Origin of the sequence: Roseospira goensis (assembly GCF_014197795.1) — a bacterium.
Taxonomy (GTDB): domain Bacteria; phylum Pseudomonadota; class Alphaproteobacteria; order Rhodospirillales; family Rhodospirillaceae; genus Rhodospira; species Rhodospira goensis.
In genome coordinates this window covers 1-17,942 of sequence record NZ_JACIGI010000012.1, presented here as the reverse complement: position 1 = coordinate 17,942, position 17,942 = coordinate 1, and the positions used below count along the sequence as shown (strand labels likewise).

General features: G+C 71.6%; 16 protein-coding genes. 8 read left to right on the top strand and 8 right to left on the bottom strand.

Annotation, left to right across the window (positions count from 1 at the left end; all coding sequences use genetic code 11):
* Positions 1–7 precede the first annotated feature (7 nt).
* The 5 genes from accD to GGD88_RS08675 form a co-directional block, all read right to left on the bottom strand.
* Positions 8–1,096: an acetyl-CoA carboxylase, carboxyltransferase subunit beta gene (gene accD, locus GGD88_RS08695; RefSeq protein ID WP_184434251.1), complete on the bottom strand. Its 1,089-nt coding sequence runs from the start codon at positions 1,094–1,096 to the stop codon at positions 8–10.
* A gap of 21 nt (positions 1,097–1,117) precedes the next feature.
* A complete protein-coding gene (trpA, locus tag GGD88_RS08690) occupies positions 1,118–1,954 on the bottom strand; it encodes a tryptophan synthase subunit alpha (protein ID WP_221237074.1) in 837 nt (278 codons plus the stop codon).
* 47 nt (positions 1,955–2,001) lie between these two features.
* The gene (trpB, locus tag GGD88_RS08685) at positions 2,002–3,231 is read right to left on the bottom strand and encodes a tryptophan synthase subunit beta (RefSeq protein WP_184434249.1); all 1,230 of its coding nucleotides are present in this window, start codon (positions 3,229–3,231) and stop codon (positions 2,002–2,004) included.
* Positions 3,232–3,355: 124 nt separating this feature from the next.
* Positions 3,356–4,903, bottom strand: coding sequence for a 2-polyprenylphenol 6-hydroxylase (ubiB, locus tag GGD88_RS08680; protein ID WP_184434248.1), 1,548 nt, complete (start codon positions 4,901–4,903; stop codon positions 3,356–3,358).
* A 21-nt stretch (positions 4,904–4,924) separates the two neighbouring features.
* Positions 4,925–5,806 (bottom strand): class I SAM-dependent methyltransferase, encoded by an 882-nt coding sequence (locus tag GGD88_RS08675; RefSeq protein ID WP_184434246.1) that lies wholly within the window; start codon positions 5,804–5,806, stop codon positions 4,925–4,927.
* 105 nt (positions 5,807–5,911) lie between these two features.
* Here GGD88_RS08675 and mutM point away from each other — a divergent pair, with 105 nt between their 5' ends.
* The 8 genes from mutM to GGD88_RS08635 all read left to right on the top strand — a co-directional run bounded on the left by mutM (position 5,912) and on the right by GGD88_RS08635 (position 13,029).
* Positions 5,912–6,763, top strand: coding sequence for a bifunctional DNA-formamidopyrimidine glycosylase/DNA-(apurinic or apyrimidinic site) lyase (gene mutM / locus GGD88_RS08670; RefSeq protein ID WP_184434243.1), 852 nt, complete (start codon positions 5,912–5,914; stop codon positions 6,761–6,763).
* 16 nt (positions 6,764–6,779) lie between these two features.
* Complete coding sequence (locus tag GGD88_RS08665) at positions 6,780–7,190, top strand: hypothetical protein (RefSeq protein ID WP_184434241.1); 411 nt, start codon at positions 6,780–6,782, stop codon at positions 7,188–7,190.
* A 157-nt stretch (positions 7,191–7,347) separates the two neighbouring features.
* Positions 7,348–8,124, top strand: coding sequence for an enoyl-CoA hydratase (locus GGD88_RS08660; protein ID WP_184434238.1), 777 nt, complete (start codon positions 7,348–7,350; stop codon positions 8,122–8,124).
* 183 nt (positions 8,125–8,307) lie between these two features.
* Positions 8,308–8,574, top strand: a complete 267-nt coding sequence (rpsT, locus tag GGD88_RS08655; protein WP_184434236.1) for a 30S ribosomal protein S20 — start codon at positions 8,308–8,310, stop codon at positions 8,572–8,574.
* Between the two features lie 295 nt (positions 8,575–8,869).
* A complete protein-coding gene (locus GGD88_RS08650; protein ID WP_184434232.1) occupies positions 8,870–9,385 on the top strand; it encodes a FixH family protein in 516 nt (171 codons plus the stop codon).
* Between the two features lie 82 nt (positions 9,386–9,467).
* Complete coding sequence (locus tag GGD88_RS08645) at positions 9,468–11,939, top strand: heavy metal translocating P-type ATPase (RefSeq protein ID WP_184434490.1); 2,472 nt, start codon at positions 9,468–9,470, stop codon at positions 11,937–11,939.
* Complete coding sequence (gene ccoS / locus GGD88_RS08640; RefSeq protein ID WP_184434229.1) at positions 11,936–12,112, top strand: cbb3-type cytochrome oxidase assembly protein CcoS; 177 nt, start codon at positions 11,936–11,938, stop codon at positions 12,110–12,112. Before GGD88_RS08645 ends, ccoS begins: the two co-directional genes overlap by 4 nt.
* 137 nt (positions 12,113–12,249) lie before the next feature.
* Entirely contained in the window at positions 12,250–13,029 is a 780-nt protein-coding gene (locus GGD88_RS08635) for a cyclic nucleotide-binding domain-containing protein (RefSeq protein ID WP_184434227.1), read from the top strand.
* A gap of 27 nt (positions 13,030–13,056) precedes the next feature.
* Here GGD88_RS08635 and GGD88_RS08630 read toward each other — a convergent pair whose 3' ends face one another.
* The 3 genes from GGD88_RS08630 to GGD88_RS08620 all read right to left on the bottom strand — a co-directional run bounded on the left by GGD88_RS08630 (position 13,057) and on the right by GGD88_RS08620 (position 17,744).
* Positions 13,057–14,379, bottom strand: coding sequence for an AarF/UbiB family protein (locus tag GGD88_RS08630; RefSeq protein WP_184434224.1), 1,323 nt, complete (start codon positions 14,377–14,379; stop codon positions 13,057–13,059).
* A 243-nt stretch (positions 14,380–14,622) separates the two neighbouring features.
* Positions 14,623–15,954 (bottom strand): DUF2336 domain-containing protein, encoded by a 1,332-nt coding sequence (locus GGD88_RS08625; RefSeq protein WP_184434220.1) that lies wholly within the window; start codon positions 15,952–15,954, stop codon positions 14,623–14,625.
* Positions 15,951–17,744 carry a diguanylate cyclase gene (locus GGD88_RS08620; protein WP_184434218.1) on the bottom strand — a complete coding sequence of 598 codons (1,794 nt, stop codon included), beginning with the start codon at positions 17,742–17,744 and terminating at the stop codon, positions 15,951–15,953. Before GGD88_RS08620 ends, GGD88_RS08625 begins: the two co-directional genes overlap by 4 nt.
* Positions 17,745–17,942: the final 198 nt, after the last annotated feature.

Genomic DNA, 17,942 nt, shown 5'->3' with positions numbered 1-17,942 from the left:
CCCGTCCTCACGGTCCCGGCGGCTGGTCGGCGGCGGTGGACGCCGCCGGCTCGGCGGTGTCGGCCGCCTCCGCCTTGGTCCGGCCGCCCTTGCGCTTCTCGGCCGGTTCGGGCGCCGGCAGGGCCTCGACGTCGGGATGCGGATCCTCGGAGTCGTCGACCGGCCCGGTCGGCTCGGTCTCGCGATGGCCTTCCGCGTGGTCGGTGTCGAACACCGCCGGCAGGTTCGGATGGGCCACCGGCGCGACCGGCACGGTCAGCAGGCGGATCACCCGGGCCAGCGTCGCCTTCAGCTCGTCGCGCGGCACCACCATGTCGACCATGCCGTGTTCCAGCAGGTACTCGGCCCGCTGAAAGCCCTTCGGCAGCTTCTCATGGATGGTCTGTTCGATCACCCGCGCGCCGGCAAACCCGATGACGGAGCCCGGCTCGGCGATGGCGATGTCGCCCAGCATGGCCAGCGACGCCGTCACCCCGCCGGTCGTCGGGTCGGTCAGCACCACGATGTAGGGCAGCCCGGCGTCCTTGACCATGTCCACGGCCACGGTCACCCGCGCCATCTGCATCAGGGACAGGATGCCTTCCTGCATGCGCGCGCCGCCCGAGGCCGGCACGGCCACCAGCGGCGCCCGCTCGGCCACGGCCAGTTCGGCGGCGGCCACGAACCCCTCGCCCACGGCCATGCCCATCGAGCCGCCCATGAAGCCGAAGTCGAACGCCGCCACCACCGCCGTGCGCCCCTCGATGGGACCCTTGGCGACGATCAGCGCGTCGGTCTCGCCGCTCTTGGCCTGTGCCTCCTTGAGGCGCTCGGTGTAGCGCTTGACGTCGCGGAACTTGAGCGGATCGACCGCCACCTTGGGCAGCGGCTGACGATCGTAGACGCCGTCATCGAACATCATGGCCAGCCGGTGCTTGACCGGCAGCCGCATGTGATGGCCGCACTGCACACAGACCCGGCGGGACTTGTCCAACTCCTTGTGGAAAATCATGTGCCCGCATTCGGGGCACTTGTGCCACAGGTTGTCCGGGACCTCCCGGGGACTGCCGACCAGGCTGCGAAACTTGGGGCGGACGTAGTCGGAGAGCCAGTTCATGGATGCTCCCGCAGGTACGAATCAGAGACGGGCACCACGCACCCCCTCGGCGAGCGCGGCCACGAACCCGAGCGGGTCGTCGCCGGTGGCGATGCGGTCGACCAGGGCCGAGCCGACCACGGCGGCGTCGGCGTTGCGCGCGATGGCGGCCGCCTGCGCGGGCGTCCGGATGCCGAAGCCAACGGCGATCGGCAGGCTGGTGTGGGCACGCAGCCGCGTGACCGCCGCGGCCACCTGCGCCTCGTCCGCCGCCCGCGTCCCGGTGATGCCGGTGATGGAGGCGTAATACAGGAAGCCGCCCGCATGCGCCAGCACGGCGGGCAATCGCGCCTCGTCTGTCGTGGGCGCTGTCAGCATGATGAGGTGCAGCCCGTGCTCCGCCAGCGGTCCGGTCAGCTCGGGCGCCTCTTCCGGGGGCAGGTCGACGATGATGCACCCGTCGGCCCCGGCGGCGGCGGCGTCGGCCGCGAAGCGGTCCGCCCCATAGCTGTAGATGGGGTTGTAGTAACCCATCAGCACCACCGGCGTCTCGGTGTCGGTCTCGCGGAAGCGGGCCAGCATGGCGAGCGTGTCTTTCAGGGTCTGCCCGGCCTTCAGCGCACGCTGGCCGGCGGCCTGGATGGTCGGCCCGTCCGCCATGGGATCGGAGAACGGCATACCCAGCTCGATGATGTCGGCGCCCGCCGCGGGCAGGCCGTCGAGCACCGCCTGGCCCGTCTCGCGGTCCGGGTCCCCCGCCATCAGGTAGGTCACCAGGCCGGCGCGGCCGGCGGCGCGCAGCGCGGCGAAACGCGCCTGGAGGCGGCCGGTCGACGGGGTGGTGCCGGCGGACAGCGGCGCGGTCGGGGCGGCCGTCATAGCGGGGGTCATGGCGGGGGTCGTTGCGGAGGGCGCTCCGGGGGTGGTCATACCAGGGTCTCCCCCATGTCGGCCCCGAGCGCCTCGGCGACGGTGTTGACGTCCTTGTCGCCGCGCCCGGACATGTTGATGACCATCAGGTGATCGGCCGGCAGCGTCGGCGCCAGCTCCATGGCGTGGGCCACGGCATGCGCGCTCTCCAGGGCGGGGATGATACCCTCCAGCCGGGTCGTCATCTGGAACGCGTCCAGCGCCGCGCGGTCGGTGACCGGGACGTACTGCACCCGGCCGCTGTCCTTGAGCCAGGCGTGCTCCGGCCCCACACCGGGATAGTCCAGGCCGGCGGAGATGGAGTGTGCCTCGGTGATCTGGCCGTCCTCGGTCTGCAACAGGTAGGTGCGGTTGCCGTGCAGCACGCCCGGGCGGCCGCCGGTCATGGAGGCCGCGTGGCGATCCGTGTCGACGCCGTCGCCGGCGGCCTCGGTGCCGATCAGGCGCACGCCCGGCTCGTCCAGGAACGGATGGAAAATGCCCATGGCGTTGGAGCCGCCGCCGATGCAGGCGACGATGCTGTCGGGCAGGCGGCCTTCCTGCGCCAGACACTGCGTCCGCGTCTCCTCGCCGATCACGCTCTGAAAGTCGCGCACCATGGTCGGGAAGGGGTGCGGCCCCGCCACCGTGCCGATGAGATAGTAGGTGTCCTCGACGTTCGTGACCCAGTCCCGCAGGGCGTCGTTCATGGCGTCCTTGAGGGTCGCCGAGCCGCTGGTCACCGGCTTCACCTCGGCACCGAGAAGCTTCATCCGGAACACGTTGGGGGCCTGCCGCTCGATGTCGGTCTGCCCCATGTAGATCACGCACTGCAACCCGAACAGCGCGCACACCGTCGCCGTCGCCACGCCGTGCTGACCGGCGCCGGTCTCGGCGATGATGCGCCTCTTGCCCATGCGCTGGGCCAGCAGGATCTGGCCCATGCAGGAGTTCACCTTGTGGGCGCCGGTGTGGTTCAGATCCTCGCGTTTGAAGTAGATCTTGGCCCCGCCCAGGTGCTCGGTCAGGCGCCGCGCGTGGTAGAGCGGGCTCGGCCGGCCGACGTAATGCGTCAGATAGCCGTCCAGTTCGGCCTGGAAGGCCGGGTCGGCGCGCGCCGCGCGGTACGCCTGCTCGACCTCCAGGATCAGCGGCATCAGCGTCTCGGCGACATAGCGGCCGCCGAAGAGGCCGAAATGCCCGCGCTCGTCGGCACCGGCGCGGTACGTGTTCAGTGCACTGGTCATCGCTCGCCCACCATCCTTGCGACGCGGCCTTATAGCGCGGGCCACCGGGCCGGGCCTAGAGCAAATTCCGGCTCGGCTCCCACAGGTCTCCTGGTACGGGCGGGCCCGTCCCGCGGACCGACGGTCAGTCCACCACCAGCAGTGTCGCCAGCACCGCCACCAGCGCCCACGGCAGCACCTGGAGCACTGGATTGCGGCGCGGGCGCATGGCCTTCAGCGTATCGGGATGCAGCCGCAGGCCGTCGGCGCTCATCAGCGAGGCGGCGCGGTCGGCATGTTCCAGGATGCGCGGCAGCCGCTCGGCCGCACTGGTCACGGTGTCCATGCCGTCGCGCAACCGGCCCATGGGGCCCAGGTTCTGGGCCATCCAGGTCTCGATCATCGGCCGCGCCAGCTCCCACATGTTGACGGTGGGCGCCACCGTGCGTCCCACGCCTTCGGTCACCAGCATGCTCTTCTGCAGCATCAGGAGCTGCGGCTGGGCCTCCATCTGGAAAGTTTCGGTGACCTGGAACAGCTGCCCCAGCAGGCGGGCGATGGAGATGTCGGCCAGCGGCTTGCCCATGATCGGCTCGGCGATGGACCGGCAGGCCTGGGTGAAGCCCTCCACGGACTTGTCGGCCGGCACCCAGCCGGCCGTGAAATGAGCCTCCGCCACGCGTCGGTAGTCGCCGTTCAGGAAGCCCAGCAGCATCTCGCCCAGGTAGCGCCGCGTCGCGCGGTCCAGCCGCCCCATGATGCCAAAGTCGACCGCCACCAGGGTGCCGTCCGGCTCCACGAACAGGTTCCCGGGGTGCATGTCGGCATGAAAGAAGCCGTCGCGGAACACCATGTTGAAAAAGGCATTGGCGGCGTTGCGAATGGTGTCCAGCGGGTCCAGACCGGCGGCGACAATGCGGTCCACCTCGTCCACAGGCAGGCCGACGATACGCTCCAGCGTCATGACCCGCTGACCGGTGCGCATCCAGTCCACCTCGGGCACGCGGAAGGTGGGATCGGACTCGAAGTTCTCCGCCATCTCGCTGGCCGCGGCCGCCTCGAACCGCAGATCCATTTCCATGGTCACGGAGTCTTCGAACATGCGGATGGTTTCGGTCGGCTTCAGCCGGCGCAACGCCGGCTGAGCGAACTCCACCAGTTCGGCCAGCCAGTACAGCAGGGCGATGTCGCGGCGGAACACCTCGGCCAGGCCGGGACGCAGCACCTTGACCGCAACCCGGCGCCCACTCGGATACTCGGGCGTCGGCGGGGTGATGGCGAAATGCACCTGGGCGATGGAGGCGGCGGCCACCGGCTCCGGGTCGAACTCGGCGAAAATGTCCTCCAGCGGCCGGTCCAGTTCGGATTCGATGATGGTCCGAACCTGGGCGAACGGGAACGGCGGCAAGCGGTCCTGCAACTCGGCCAGATCGCGGGCGATCTCCTCGCCCAGCAGGTCGGAGCGGATGGACAGGGCCTGGCCGAACTTGATGGCTGTCGGCCCCAGCTCGGCCAGGGCTGCCGCCAGGCGCTGGCCCGGGCGCCCCGGGACATTGCGCCGCGCGAACACGCGGGCGGCCGTGACCACCGGCGCGGCGACACCCAGCCGCTCCAGGAGGAACAGGGCGTCGTGTCGCGCCATCACGCGGGCGATGACCCACAGGCGAGTCAGATTGCGGGTGAGGCGTAGCATCGAACGGGTCCCGGGCCGCGCCTAAAGGCGCCAGCCCGAATGGATCGCGGCGATTCCGGCCGACAGGTTACGATAGCGGACCCGGCGCAGGCCGGCGGCGGACATACGGCGACACAGCGCGTCCTGGGGCGGAAAGCGCCGGATGCTTTCCGCCAGATACGCGTAGGACTCCCGGTCCCCCGCCACCATCTGGCCCAGCGTCGGCAACACCGTGAAGGAGTACCGGTCATACAGGCGATCCAGCCCCGGCACCACCACCTTGCTGAACTCCAGACAGAAGAACCGGCCGCCCGGCTTGAGAACGCGGCGCGCCTCGGCGAGGGCCGCGTCGATGTGAGTGACGTTCCGCAGGCAGAAGGCGATGGTGTAGACGTCAACGCTGGCGTCGGCGACCGGCAGCCGCTCGGCGTCGCCCACCAGCCAGTCGAGGCCGGCGACCAGCCCCCGGTCCATGGCGCGGTCGCGCCCGACGCGAATCATGCTCTCATTGATGTCGCAGACCAGCACCCGACCGCCGCCGGCCGGGGGCGCCTGGGCCAGGGCCTCGTCCGGCTCCGGCACATCGGCCTCGTGCACCGCCCGGCGCTGGCGCCCGGCGGCGCGGCGCGTCATGCGCTCGATCAGGCGGAAGGCGATGTCGCCGGTGCCGCCGCCCACATCCAGGCAGGTCATGCCGGGCCGCGGCGAGACCTGATCGACGAACGTATCCTTCCACAGGCGATGGATGCCGCCGCTCATCAGATCGTTCATCAGATCGTAGCGCGTGGCCACGGAATCAAACACACCGCGCACCATGCCCGCCTTCTCGACGGCACGCACGGTCCGATATCCGAAATGGGTGGTGTCCGGATCGACCGCACCGGCGGATCCGGACCCCGGGGCGTCGGGGTCTTGCTGTATCATGGCCGGCACCTTAGCGGATCGCGCAGCGCCGTGCCAGAATTGTCGCGCCTGCGAGAGCGTGCCATATCCCCCTGTTTCCCGCCACTTCCGGAGGCCCCGGCCCCTATGCCCGAACTGCCCGAGGTGGAGACCGTCCGCCGCGGCCTGGGCCCGGTCCTGCTGGGTCGCACCCTGGTCCGTGTGATGGTCCGCCAACCCCTGCTGCGCTGGCCCGTGCCGGCGGACTTCGTCCGCGCCGTAACCGGCCGGCGTGTGGTTGCCCTGGGCCGACGCGGCAAGTACCTGCTGATCCAGCTCGACGACGACCGGGTCGTGATCGCCCACCTCGGCATGTCCGGCTCGCTGGCGGTGCGCGCGGGCAGCACACCCGGGACACCGCCCCAGAACCCGCACGACCACGTGCTGTTCGACACCGACGCGGGCGTGCGGGTGACCTTCCACGACCCGCGCCGATTCGGCGCCCTGCTGCTGACGAGCCGGACGGACGTGGACCATCACCCGCTGCTGGTCCACCTGGGGCCCGAGCCCCTCGACGATGCCTTCGACGGCCCGGCGCTGGCGGCCCGTCTGGCCGGCAAGCGGTGCACGATCAAGGCAGCACTGCTGGATCAGCGCGTCGTCGCCGGTCTGGGCAACATCTACGTCTGCGAGAGCCTGTTCCACGCCGGCCTGTCGCCGCGCCGGCTGGCCGGCAGCGTCGGCGGACAGCGGGCGCAGCGCCTCGCGGCGGCCATCAAGAGGGTCCTGAGCGCCGCGCTGGAGTCGGGGGGCTCGACCCTGCGCGATCACCGCCAGCCCAACGGCGACCTGGGCTACTTCCAGCACACCTTCTCGGTTTATGACAGGGAAGGCCGGCCCTGCCCCGGGTGCACCTGCGACGTCGCCCGCACCGGCGGCATCCGCCGGGTGGTGCAGACCGGGCGGTCGACATTTTTCTGTGCCCGCCGTCAGCGCTGATGTAGCGTGCGGAGCCATGCGATACGGGGTCCAGATACTGGCCGGTGCGCTGGTTGGGGTCGTCCTGGGACTCGGGTCCGCCGGCCCGGGCGCGGCCGACACGACGGCGAACACCCGCACCGAGGCGGGCGCCTTCCTGGCCGGCACCGAGGATCTGCCCCTGATGGCCGGTCTGCGGCAGGTGGCGGAGCGGGGCGTGGTGTTCGAAACCGCGCAGGGCCGCATTGTCGAGGTCTATGCGGTCGGCTACCTGACGGCCGAGCGGGTGAGCGCCTTCTATCGCCAGACCCTCCCGCAACTGGGGTGGCGCCGGATCGCGGGCGGCCCCGATCTGCGCTTCCACCGGGAAGGTGAAATCCTTACGCTGTCATTCCCCTCCCGGGCGGAGCCCCTGACGGTACGGTTCCGGATCGTGCCGGGGGGCTGATCGGCGGGCCGCCCTCTCCGTTGGGGCGCCGGCCGACACCGGCCCCCGCCCGTCCCTGCCCCGTCTGCCTCTTGCATTCGCCCCCATTTTGACGTCTCGTCCCGAGCCCTTTTCCGCCGCGGCCATGCGGCGGGGACCAGAGCGGAGCGCGAACCTCATGGCTTATGAAACCATCCTGGTGGAAACCCACGGCAAGGTGGGTGTCATCATCCTCAACCGCCCCAAGGCCCTCAACGCCCTGTCCAAGACCCTGATGCGCGAACTGGCGCAGGCGCTGGACGCCTTCGAGGCCAACGAGGAGATCGGCGCCATCGTGCTGACCGGGAGCGAGAAGGCGTTCGCCGCCGGCGCCGATATCAAGGAGATGGCGACCAAGTCCTACATGGACGTCTACCGCGAGGACTTCATCACCGTCGACTGGGAGCGCGTGAGCACCTGCCGCAAGCCGGTGATCGCGGCGGTGTCGGGCTACGCGCTGGGCGGCGGCTGCGAACTGGCGATGATGTGCGACTTCATCCTGGCGGGCGAGAACGCCAAGTTCGGTCAGCCGGAGATCACCATCGGCACCATGCCGGGCGCCGGCGGCACCCAGCGCCTGACCCGCTTCGTCGGCAAGTCCAAGGCCATGGAAATGTGCCTGACCGGTCGCATGATGGACGCCGCCGAGGCCGAGCGCGCCGGGCTCGTGAGCCGCGTCGTGCCGGTGGACGACCTCAAGGACGAGGCCATCAAGACGGCCACCAAGATCGCGGACCTGTCGCTGCCGCTGGTCATGATGACCAAGGAGTCGGTGAACCGCGCCTACGAGACCACGCTGACCGAGGGTGTGCGGTTCGAGCGCCGGCTGTTCCACGCCACCTTCGCCACCGCCGATCAGAAGGAAGGCATGGCCGCCTTCGTCGAGAAGCGTCAGCCCGATTTCAAGAACCGTTAGGGGTCCGTGTCCGGTCCGGCGGCGCGCGTTCCCGGTTGACGTGCCCCGCCGGCCCGCGTATACACCGCTCTTTCCGAATTCAGACCGGGCCGCGCGGCCGTGGCCCGCGGTGGGGTGTGCGGGGTTTCGCACTCCCCTGCATCCGTTTCCACACCGCCACAAGCCGAGGGAAAACAAGCGTCCATGGCGAACCATCAGTCGGCGAAAACGCGCATCCGCCGCAACGCACGGCGTTTCGAGGTCAAGCATTCGCGCCTCAGCCGCATCCGCACCTTCATCAAGAAGGTCGAGACGGCCCTGGCCGCCGGTGATGCCGAGCAGGCCCGGTCGGCGTTCCGCGCGGCCCAGCCGGAGATCCACCGCGGCGTGACCAAGGGCGTCCTGCACCGCAACACCGCGTCGCGCAAGATCTCCCGCCTGGCCGCACGCGTGAAGGCGCTGGACGCGTAACGCGCCCCCGGGGCGATAGGCCCTCCGCCTCGGTGCTGGCACGATCCGGCCCGTCCCCCGGCCCATACGCCGGGGCGGCGGGCTTTTTGTCGTGACCGACGCCGGGCCGCCCGCCCCCCTGGCAGACGATCCGGCCCGGTTCCTCTTGGCCCGACGGCGGCGGCGCGGTATGAAGGCCGGAACACGACAGCGGGACCGCCGGCCTGGTCGGGCGCCCGCGGGCCGGCGTCCGGGTCGATGGGGCGCCGTGTCGAGACCGACCAGCCCAAAGGACCAGTGAGGAGCCGGTCGATCAATGAGCGGCAACCCCGGAAAAATCCGCCCGCGCGGCTGGTGGATCCCCTACACCTTCGTGCTCGCCTTCGGTGTGGTGCTGGTGGCCAACGGCACTCTGTTGTACTTCGCCACCACCACCTTCTCCGGGCTCACGACCCGTCAAGCCTACGTCGAGGGCCTGGCCTACAACGACAAGGTGGCCGAGGAGCAGGCCCAGGAGGCCCTCGGATGGATCTGGTCCATCGACCTGGTCTCGACCGGTGCCGTGGCCCCCGATGATCCGCGACGGCGCGCGACCGTGCGCGCCGAGGCCCGGGACGCGGCGGGAACGCCGCTGGACGGTCTTGACCTGCACGCCGACATCCGCCGCCCCACCGAGCCGGGCCTGGACCAAAGCGTTGCGCTGGCGCCGGTCGGCCCGGGCGCTTACGAGGTCACCGTCCTGTTGCCCAAGCCCGGACAGTGGGACGTGATGTTCACGGCGCAGCGCGGCGACGACACCTACAAGCTGCGCCGACGCCTGCGGACGGACTGAGGTGGTGGCCGCCGTCACCCGCCCCGACCCCGGATCTGGCGCCGGATCCGATCCCGCGACCGCCAGCTTCGATGGCACGCCGATGCCGCCGGAGGGCTGGACGCACTGCCGGCACTGCGGCGACGCCATCGCCGGCGACTGCTGCGCCGCGGGGCACCCCGGGTTCTGCTGCGCCGGCTGCGAGGGCGCCTTCCGGCTGGTCAACGGCCTTGGCCTCGACGGCTATTACGCCCGCCGCTGCCTGGACCCGGAAACCCGGCCGCTCAAGCCCGAGACCGACGCCGACGCCATCCCCGATTACGCCCCGCACGTGACGGCGATGGAGGACGGCACGGCCTCGCTGCCCCTGCTGGTCGAAGGCCTGCACTGTGCCGCCTGCGTGTGGCTGATCGAGCGCCTGCTGGCGATGCAGCCGGGTGTCGACCACGCCCGCGTCAACATGACCACCCGGCGGCTGACGGTGCGCTGGATACCCCAGGCCGACCAGGGCGACACGGCGGCGCCCGACCAGGGGGCGCGGCGGGTCCTCGACCCCGTGCTGCGCGTCGGCTACCGCCTGGTGCCCTTCGATCCGGCGGCGCTCGGCCGCGACACCGACCGCACCGAACGCGCCCTGTTGCGGGCCATGGCGGTGAGCGGATTCGCGGCCGGCAACATCATGCTGTTCTCGGTGTCGGTCTGGTTCGGCACCGACATGAGCCCCACCACGCGGGACCTGATGCACTGGCTGTCGGCCCTGATCGCGGTGCCGGCCATCGCCTATGGCATCCGGCCGTTCGCACGCTCGGCGGTGACCGCGCTGCGGGCCGGGCGCGCCAACATGGACGTGCCGATCACCCTGGCCGTGCTGCTGGCCGCCGGCATGAGCCTGTGGGAAACCGCGCGCGGCGGCCCGCACGCCTATTTCGACGCCGCCGTCATGCTGCTGTTCTTCCTGCTCATTGGCCGCTACCTGGACAGCCGGGCGCGCGGCCGGGCGCGGTCCGCCGCCGAGCACCTCCTCGCCCTGGGCGGGCACGCGGTCACGGTGGTCGAGGCCGGCGGCGGCACCCGCACCCTGCGACCAGAGGCGGTGCCGGTGGGCGCCACCGTGCTGGTCGCGGTGGGCGAGCGCGTCGGCGTCGACGGCACGGTGGCCCAGGGGATCAGCGACCTGGACGGTAGCCTCATCACCGGCGAGACGGTGCCGGCGCGCGCCGGCCCCGGCGACCGGGTGTTCGCCGGCACCCTGAACCTGTCGGCGCCGCTGCGGGTGCGGGTGGACGCGGTGGGCGACGGGACCCTGCTGGCCGAAATCGTGCGCATGATGGAGGCCGCCGAGCAGGGCCGCGCCCGCTACGTGGCGCTGGCCGACCGGGTGTCGCGTCTGTACGCCCCGGTGGTGCACGCGCTGGCGCTGGCGGCCTTCCTGGGCTGGTGGCTGGCGGGCGGGCTGCCGTGGCAGGAGGCGTTGTTGATCGCGGCCGCGGTGCTCATCATCACCTGCCCGTGCGCGCTCGCCCTGGCGGTGCCGGTGGTGCAGGTCATCGCCAGCGGCCGGCTGCTGCGCGAGGGCACCTTCCTGAAGACGGCCACCGCGCTGGAACGGCTGCGCGAGGCCGATACCGTGGTGTTCGACAAGACCGGCACGCTGACCCTCGGGACACCCACGGTGCAACCGGGGGGACCGGACGCCCCGGCCGACCCCTGGGGCTGGTCCCCCGATGACCTGCGCCTGGGCGCCGCGCTGGCCGCGAGCAGCCGCCATCCGCTGGCGCGGGCGCTGGCCGCGGCCCGGCCGGGCACCCCGGCTCTGGTCGGCGTGCGCGAACACCCCGGCGCGGGGCTGTCCTGGGCCGGGCCAGCGGGGGAGACCGTGCGGCTCGGCTCCGCCTCGTTCTGCAAGGCGCCGGCGGACACCGTGGCCGCGGGTCCCGAGCTGTGGCTGCGGCACGGATCGGCGCGGCCGGTGCGATTCCGGTTCCGCGATCCACTGCGGCCGGATGCCGCCGCCGTGGTCACGGCGCTGCGGGCGCGGGGCCTGGCGGTCGAACTGCTGTCGGGCGACCGGCCGGCCACCGTCGAGACCGTGGCCCGCGCCGCCGGCATCGAAACCTGGCAGGCCGGCCGCAGCCCCGCCGACAAGGTGGCGCACATCCAGGCCCTGGCCGCCCGCGGCCGGCGCGTGCTGATGGTGGGCGACGGCCTCAATGATGCCCCGGCGCTGGCCGCCGCCCATGTCTCGGCCTCGCCCGCAAGCGCGGTGGACGTGAGCCAGACGGCCGCGGATCTGGTGTTCCAGGGGGACCGGCTGGCGCCGCTGCTGTCCGCGCTCGGCGTTGCCCGCCGCGCCGATCGGCTGGTGAAGCAGAACTTCGCGCTGGCCTTCGCCTACAATGCCGTCACCATCCCGCTGGCCCTGGCGGGACTGGTCACCCCCTTGATCGCGGCCGTCGCCATGAGCACCTCGTCTCTTGTGGTCATCACCAATGCCCTGCGCCTGACCCGGGGCGCCCCGCCCCGCCCCGCCGCCGCTGCGACGCCCCCGGCCGCCCCTCGGGAGGCACCGGCATGAACGCGCTGCTGTTCCTCATTCCGCTGGCGCTTCTGCTCGGCCTGGGCGGGCTGGCCGCGTTCCTGTGGGCGCTGCGCAGCGGCCAGTTCGATGACATGGACGGCGCCGCCCACCGCATCCTGTTCGACGACGACGAAGACGACTGGAAGGGACCGCGTCCGCGGCGCGACTGAGCGCCGCCGTCGCCACCATCCTGCCGCATCGTCCGAGAGAGTCCTATGGCATATCAGTGTCTTTTGATATACGTTGATCCAGATCAAGAGACGGCCGATGAGCGAGAACGCCCACGGGGCGTCAGGGAGGTCCGGTCATGACCCGTTCCACCGTTACGGCCCTACGCCATGATCCGGTCTGCGACGGGACCACCGGCGGCGTCGGCCCGGCGACCCCGGCGGAGTCCCAGGGCCCCTGCGGGCAATGCGACCTCGGCACGCTGGCGTTCTGCGACGGCTTCGCGGCCCGCACCATCTCCAGCCTGTCGCGGGTGCAGTGCACCTTGCGCTTCGAGCCCCACGACACCCTGTTCCGCGAAGGGGATCAAGGCTTGGCCGTCTACAGCGTCGTGTCGGGCGCGGTGAAGGTCTACAAGCTGATGCCGGACGGCCGCCGCCAGATCACCGGGTTCTTCTTTCGCGGCGACATGTTCGGGTTCTGCCTGGACGGCACCTACGCCTACACCGCCGAGGCCATCACGCCGGTCGGGGTGTGCCGGCTGCCGATGCAGCGGCTCGGCGAACTGGCCGAGACCGCGCCGGAAATTCAGTATCGGATCGTCCTGCGCATGACGGCGAAGCTGGCCCAGTTCCACGACCACGTGCTGCTGCTGGGGCGCAAGACGGCGCGCGAGCGGGTGGCGACGTTCCTGCTCACCCTGTCCGACCGGGCGCGCCGGCGCGGCGACCCGCCGTCGCCGCTGTCGCTGCCCATGGGCCGCGCCGACATCGCCGACCACATCGGCCTGACTGTGGAGACGGTCAGCCGCGCCATGACCTGGTTCAAGCGCGAGGGGCTGCTGGATCTGCCGAGCCCGAGTCAGGTCGCCATCCGCCAGCCGGAGGCGCTGCGTGCCATCGCGGACGGCGCGGGATAGACCGCGCGCGCCGCCCCGGGTCGGAGATCAAAGATAGGGGGTGATGATGGCGCGCAGATCGACGCGCGCCTTCAGCCGCGTGGCGAGCATGTAGAGGCCGGCGAACTTGCGCTGCATGAACAGCGTGTCCATCGGCGGGATGTGCCAGAAGCTACGGTCGGTCCCCAGTGCCATGCCCGTGTCCCGCATCCGCAGCGCCAGGTCGTTGTGGGCGAAGTCGAACGCACCCGGCCGGCGCAGCGGCTCCATGGACATGGCGACCATGTCGATCATCATGGCCTGGTGGTGCGGCGCCGTCTCCTCCGCGAAAAAGCCGATGTCGAGGATGGCCTGGCGCACCGCCGCCCGGTCGCCGTCCAGGCCCGCCGCCATCAGGCGCCGGAACTGCGCGGCCATCTCCGGGCGGAACGCGCGCGTCGCCCCGAAATCCAGCAGCACCACGCGGCCCGTGTCCGGCTGGTAGCGGTAGTTCGCGAAGTTCGGGTCGGTCTGCATCAGGTGGAACTCGAACAGCTCACGGAACAGCAGCCCGATCAGCAGCGTCATCACACGGTCGCGCGTCGCCTGGGGGGCCGTTGTCAGCGCGTCGATGGGCACACCCTCGACGTAGTCCATCGCCAGCACGTCCGGCGTGGTCAGATCGGCATGCAGGCCCGGAACCACGAACGCGGGCGCGTCGGCCAGCAGCGCGGCGAAGCGGCTGAGGTGGTCGCCCTCGCGGGCATAGTCGGCCTCCTCGTGCAGTTGCCGCCGGGCCTCCGCCAGCATCGGCGCGATGTCGAGGTCCCGCGGCAGCACGCCGGACAGGCGCATCAGCGCGGCGACGTTGGAGACGTCGCTGTCGATGCTGCGACGCACCCCCGGGTACTGCACCTTGATCGCGAGGTCGCGTCCATCCGTCGTGCGCGCCCGGTGCACCTGCCCGATGGAGGCCGCGGCGATGGGGCGCCGCTGGAAGGTGGCGAACCGGGTCTGCCAGTCGGCGCCCCAGGTGCGGGCCAGGACGCGCTTGAGCTGGCCGTGCGGCATGAAATGCGCGTCGGCGCGCAGCCGCGCCAGGACCTCGGCCAGCTCGGGCGGCATCATGTCGCCGGCGTCCATGGAAATGAGCTGGCCCACCTTCATGGCCGCACCGCGCAGGTGGGCGAGTTGGTCGGCCACCGTGCGGGCGTTTGCCGGGGTCAGCAGCAGGTCGCGCGCCTGCGGGCGGCGGCCCTGGACGATCTGGCGGGCGCCGTTGAGCGCCGCCGTCCCGGCGATGGTCGAGGCCAGCCCGCTGAAGCGGGCGAGGCGTGTCAGGCGGCCGCCGGGCACGGCCAGCGCGCGGGAGTCGGAGGGTGTGTCGGTCATCGGGGTGTCCGTTCGGAGAGGCTTGACGGCGGAGCCTAACGCAGCGCCGGCGCCGGAACTGTAACTTCGTCACACGGCACGGACAGGCGGGGGGCGTCGATCGCCTTCCAGCCGATGGCGACAAACCGGACTCGCGTGGTGTTTTCGAGCGATCGGCGCTTATCGGCTGAGCCTCATACATTTGGCGCGGATTCGTGCGATCAATCGGAACCCCGACATGGTTCCGATTGATCGCGATCCGGGCTAGGCGCCGGTTTCCTGGTCGACCGCACCGGACTCCGCTTCGGTGTCGCAGAACATGGTCACCTGCCAGTCCATCTCGGCCTCCGCCAGCGGATAGCCACCGCCCTCGGGATCGGGACCCAGAACCTCCTGCGGTGGGATGGCTCCCAGCCAGCGCTGCAACTCGGCCGCCACCGCGGCCGACACGCCCGCCTTCCACGCAACGGAGATGATCCCCTTCGGACTGGCGGCGCGCACCGTCGCCGCCGCCGCCAGCGGGTCAATGCCGGCCATGGCGGCGAGGGCCGCGATCGCCTCGGTACGTTCGTTGCTGGCCATGGCCGCGTGCAGCAGCGCCTCGCCCGGCACGCCCTCGGCGATGTCCTGGCGCGCGCGCGCATGCGCGGCCCGCAGGGCCTCGCGCCAGTCGGGACCGTAGTCCATCAGCATCTCGGGGTCCCAGCCCTTGCTCAGGCGGCGGCGCACCTCGGCGGCCACCGCGAGGGCGTCCCCGGGGGTCAGGTCGCGGCGCAGCATCAGCGCCTGCACCAGGGTGTCGGAGACGTACAGGGCCAGCCGGCGCCCGGCATCGGCGGGCAGGCTGGGCCGATGCACCAGCGGGGCGTGCCACTCCGGCACCGTGGCGGCCCGGTCGATCAGGGCGTCCAGCGTTTCCTCCCGGATCTGGGCGCCACGGTTGGCCAGCAGATCGGCGATGGCGGCGGTGTCGTCGGTGGCGACCAGGGCATCGGAGACCGGCGCCGCCAGGCCGGCGCTGCGGCGCGCGATGGCGGACAGATGGCCGCTCGTCGGGCCATCATGGATGATGTCCAGCAGGTCACCATCCGACAGCACCGGACTGAACGTCAGCACCGGCGCCGCCACCGCCACCTCGGCGTCGCGGGCCAGGCGTTTGATGACCTCCGGCGGTGCCGCGGCGAGGTCCTTGACGGCCTCCGACAGCAGCGCCCTGACCTTGGGGATCTGATCGCGGGCCAGGCGGCCCAGGGCGGTGTGCACGTGCTGGCGCACCCGGTCCTTCTCGTCCTCCGACAGGCCCGGGGCCAGGGCCGTGATGCGCTGCACCAGGGTCAGGCGCACGTCCGGATCGCTGTCCTCGGTCAGCAGGAGGTAGGCCTTGAGCGGCGCCGCCACGTTGTCCGCGATGTTGCGCCGCACGCCGGCGTCGGCGTCCTCGGCCAGGTAGTACAGCACCTCGGGCCGAACGTCCGTGCGCCGCGCCAGGGTTCGGCGCACGGTCACGTCCGCGTGCGCGGCCAGGGACCGCGATTCCTCGTACGACAGCGGGCGTTCGTCGGCCTCGTCGAACAGACGGCGCAGCAACTCCGTCATGGTGGCCCGCCCGGCAGCGCGGCCGGCGCGGCCAACTCGAACCGGCCCTTGCCGGCCCGCTTGGCCGCATACATGGCGGCGTCGGCCCGCGCGGTCAGCGCGCCCAGATCCTCGGGCCGGCCCGGATCATACACCGCCACACCGATCGACACCGCCAGCGGCGCCGCCGGATCGGCGCTCAGGGAGTGCAGCATGGCCGACGCCGCCAGGAACTCGCGCGCCTTGCGTTCGGCCACCGCGGCATCGCTGTCCTCCAGCCAGACCGCGAACTCGTCCCCCCCGAACCGGGCCACGAGGTCGGTCGGCCGGGTCCTCTGCCCCAGCATGTCGGCCACCGTGACCAGCACTTCGTCGCCCTGGGCATGCCCGAAGCGGTCGTTGACCTTCTTGAAGTTGTCGAGGTCCAGATAGAACAGGGCGCCGCGTCGCCCCGCGCGCGTCAGCCGGCGCACCCGCCGCTCCAGGTCCTCCAGGAAAGCCCGGCGGTTGAGCACCCCGGTCAGAGGGTCCGTCCGCGACATCGCCATGATGGCCTCGTACCGGGCGATCTGGGCGTTGGCGATGCCCACCTGCCCGGCCACGTCGCGGATCAACAGGTGTTCGTCCTCGCTCCAGGGCCCCCGGCGGGCCGTCCGCCAGACCACCACCGCCCCATTCAGGCACCCATCGTGCCCGGTCCCCATCACCAGGATCCGGTGACCGTCGTCCACGGCCTGCCAGGGGCTGGTCGGATCCGGCACGGTCTCGGGCAGCGCCGACGCCGGCGGACCGCCGTCCTCGGGTCCGAAGGCGCCGCCAACGATCAGGTCGCCCATGGCACAGGGTCGCCAGTCGCCGCACCCCGACTCCCCGACCCGCGGACACCGCAGCACCCGGCATCCGGACGCGCCCACACCATGGGCCAGCGCCTCGGCGGCCGCCGCCAGCATGACCTCGACGTCGAGCTGATCGCGGAAAGTACGGATCACGTGCGCCCGCACCCGATCCCGGGTGTGGGCGCGGCGCATCGCCAGATCCTCGGCGCGTTGACGGGTGACGTCGCGGCAGACGCCGCGCGCGCCCAGCCAGGCCCCCTCCGGCCCCAGCACCGGCAGCGCCGAAACCAGAAGGCAGGCGGGGCGGCCGCCCGAATCACGCGCCCACACCTCGGCCTCTCGGATCGGGACACGCGCGCCGAAGACCCGGCCGGCCGCGTCGGCCTCGATCGGGTCCAGAAGCGCGCGCGGATCGGTGCCGATCAGGGCGCGCCCGGGTCGGCCCAGCGCCCCTTCGGGCGAGACGAAGACGAACCGCCCGTCCGCCGCCGTCTCCCACGCGAAATCACAGGCCAACTCGGCGAAGTCCTTGTAGCGCGCCCGGCTCTCCACCAGGGCATCGCGCAACGAGGTCTCCAGGGAGGTATCCTGGGCCAGGAGGGCGACGCGCGCCGCCCCCTGGACCGGCAGCAGGGTGACGGCCAGACTGCGCACCCCGCCCGAATCAGAAGCGCCATCGGTCGCGTCCGCCGTCACGGTCCGCTGGGTGGGAACGCGGGTCTGGAGCACGCTGCGTACCGCGGACAGCAGGCCGTTCGCCACGCCGGACGCCAACACCGCCCCCAGGCAGGCGGCCAGGGCGTTGCCGGCCACGATCTCACCCGCCGCCGTCACCACGGCCGCCGGACCGTCGTAGGCCAGCAGGCTGTCGAGCCCGACCCCGGCCGCCGGTTCTGTCCCCGCAGGGTCCGCCGCCCCTCCGGATCCCGGCCCGAGCCCCGGCGGGGCCTGGTCGTGCGCTGAATCCAGAGTCACCGTCCGCCCTGGTCTCGAGAAGAATGCCGCGACCGCGCCTTGGCAGAGTCACAAGGCCGTCATCATAGCCGGCTTTGCCGACCGCGGCGACAGGTGGAGACGGGGTGTATGGGTTCAGGCTGCCTGAGACTCTGGAGAAGGCTCCTTGAGAGCGTTTTGAAGGTACGCGAGCGGGGTCAGGCCGTTCAAGGCGCGATG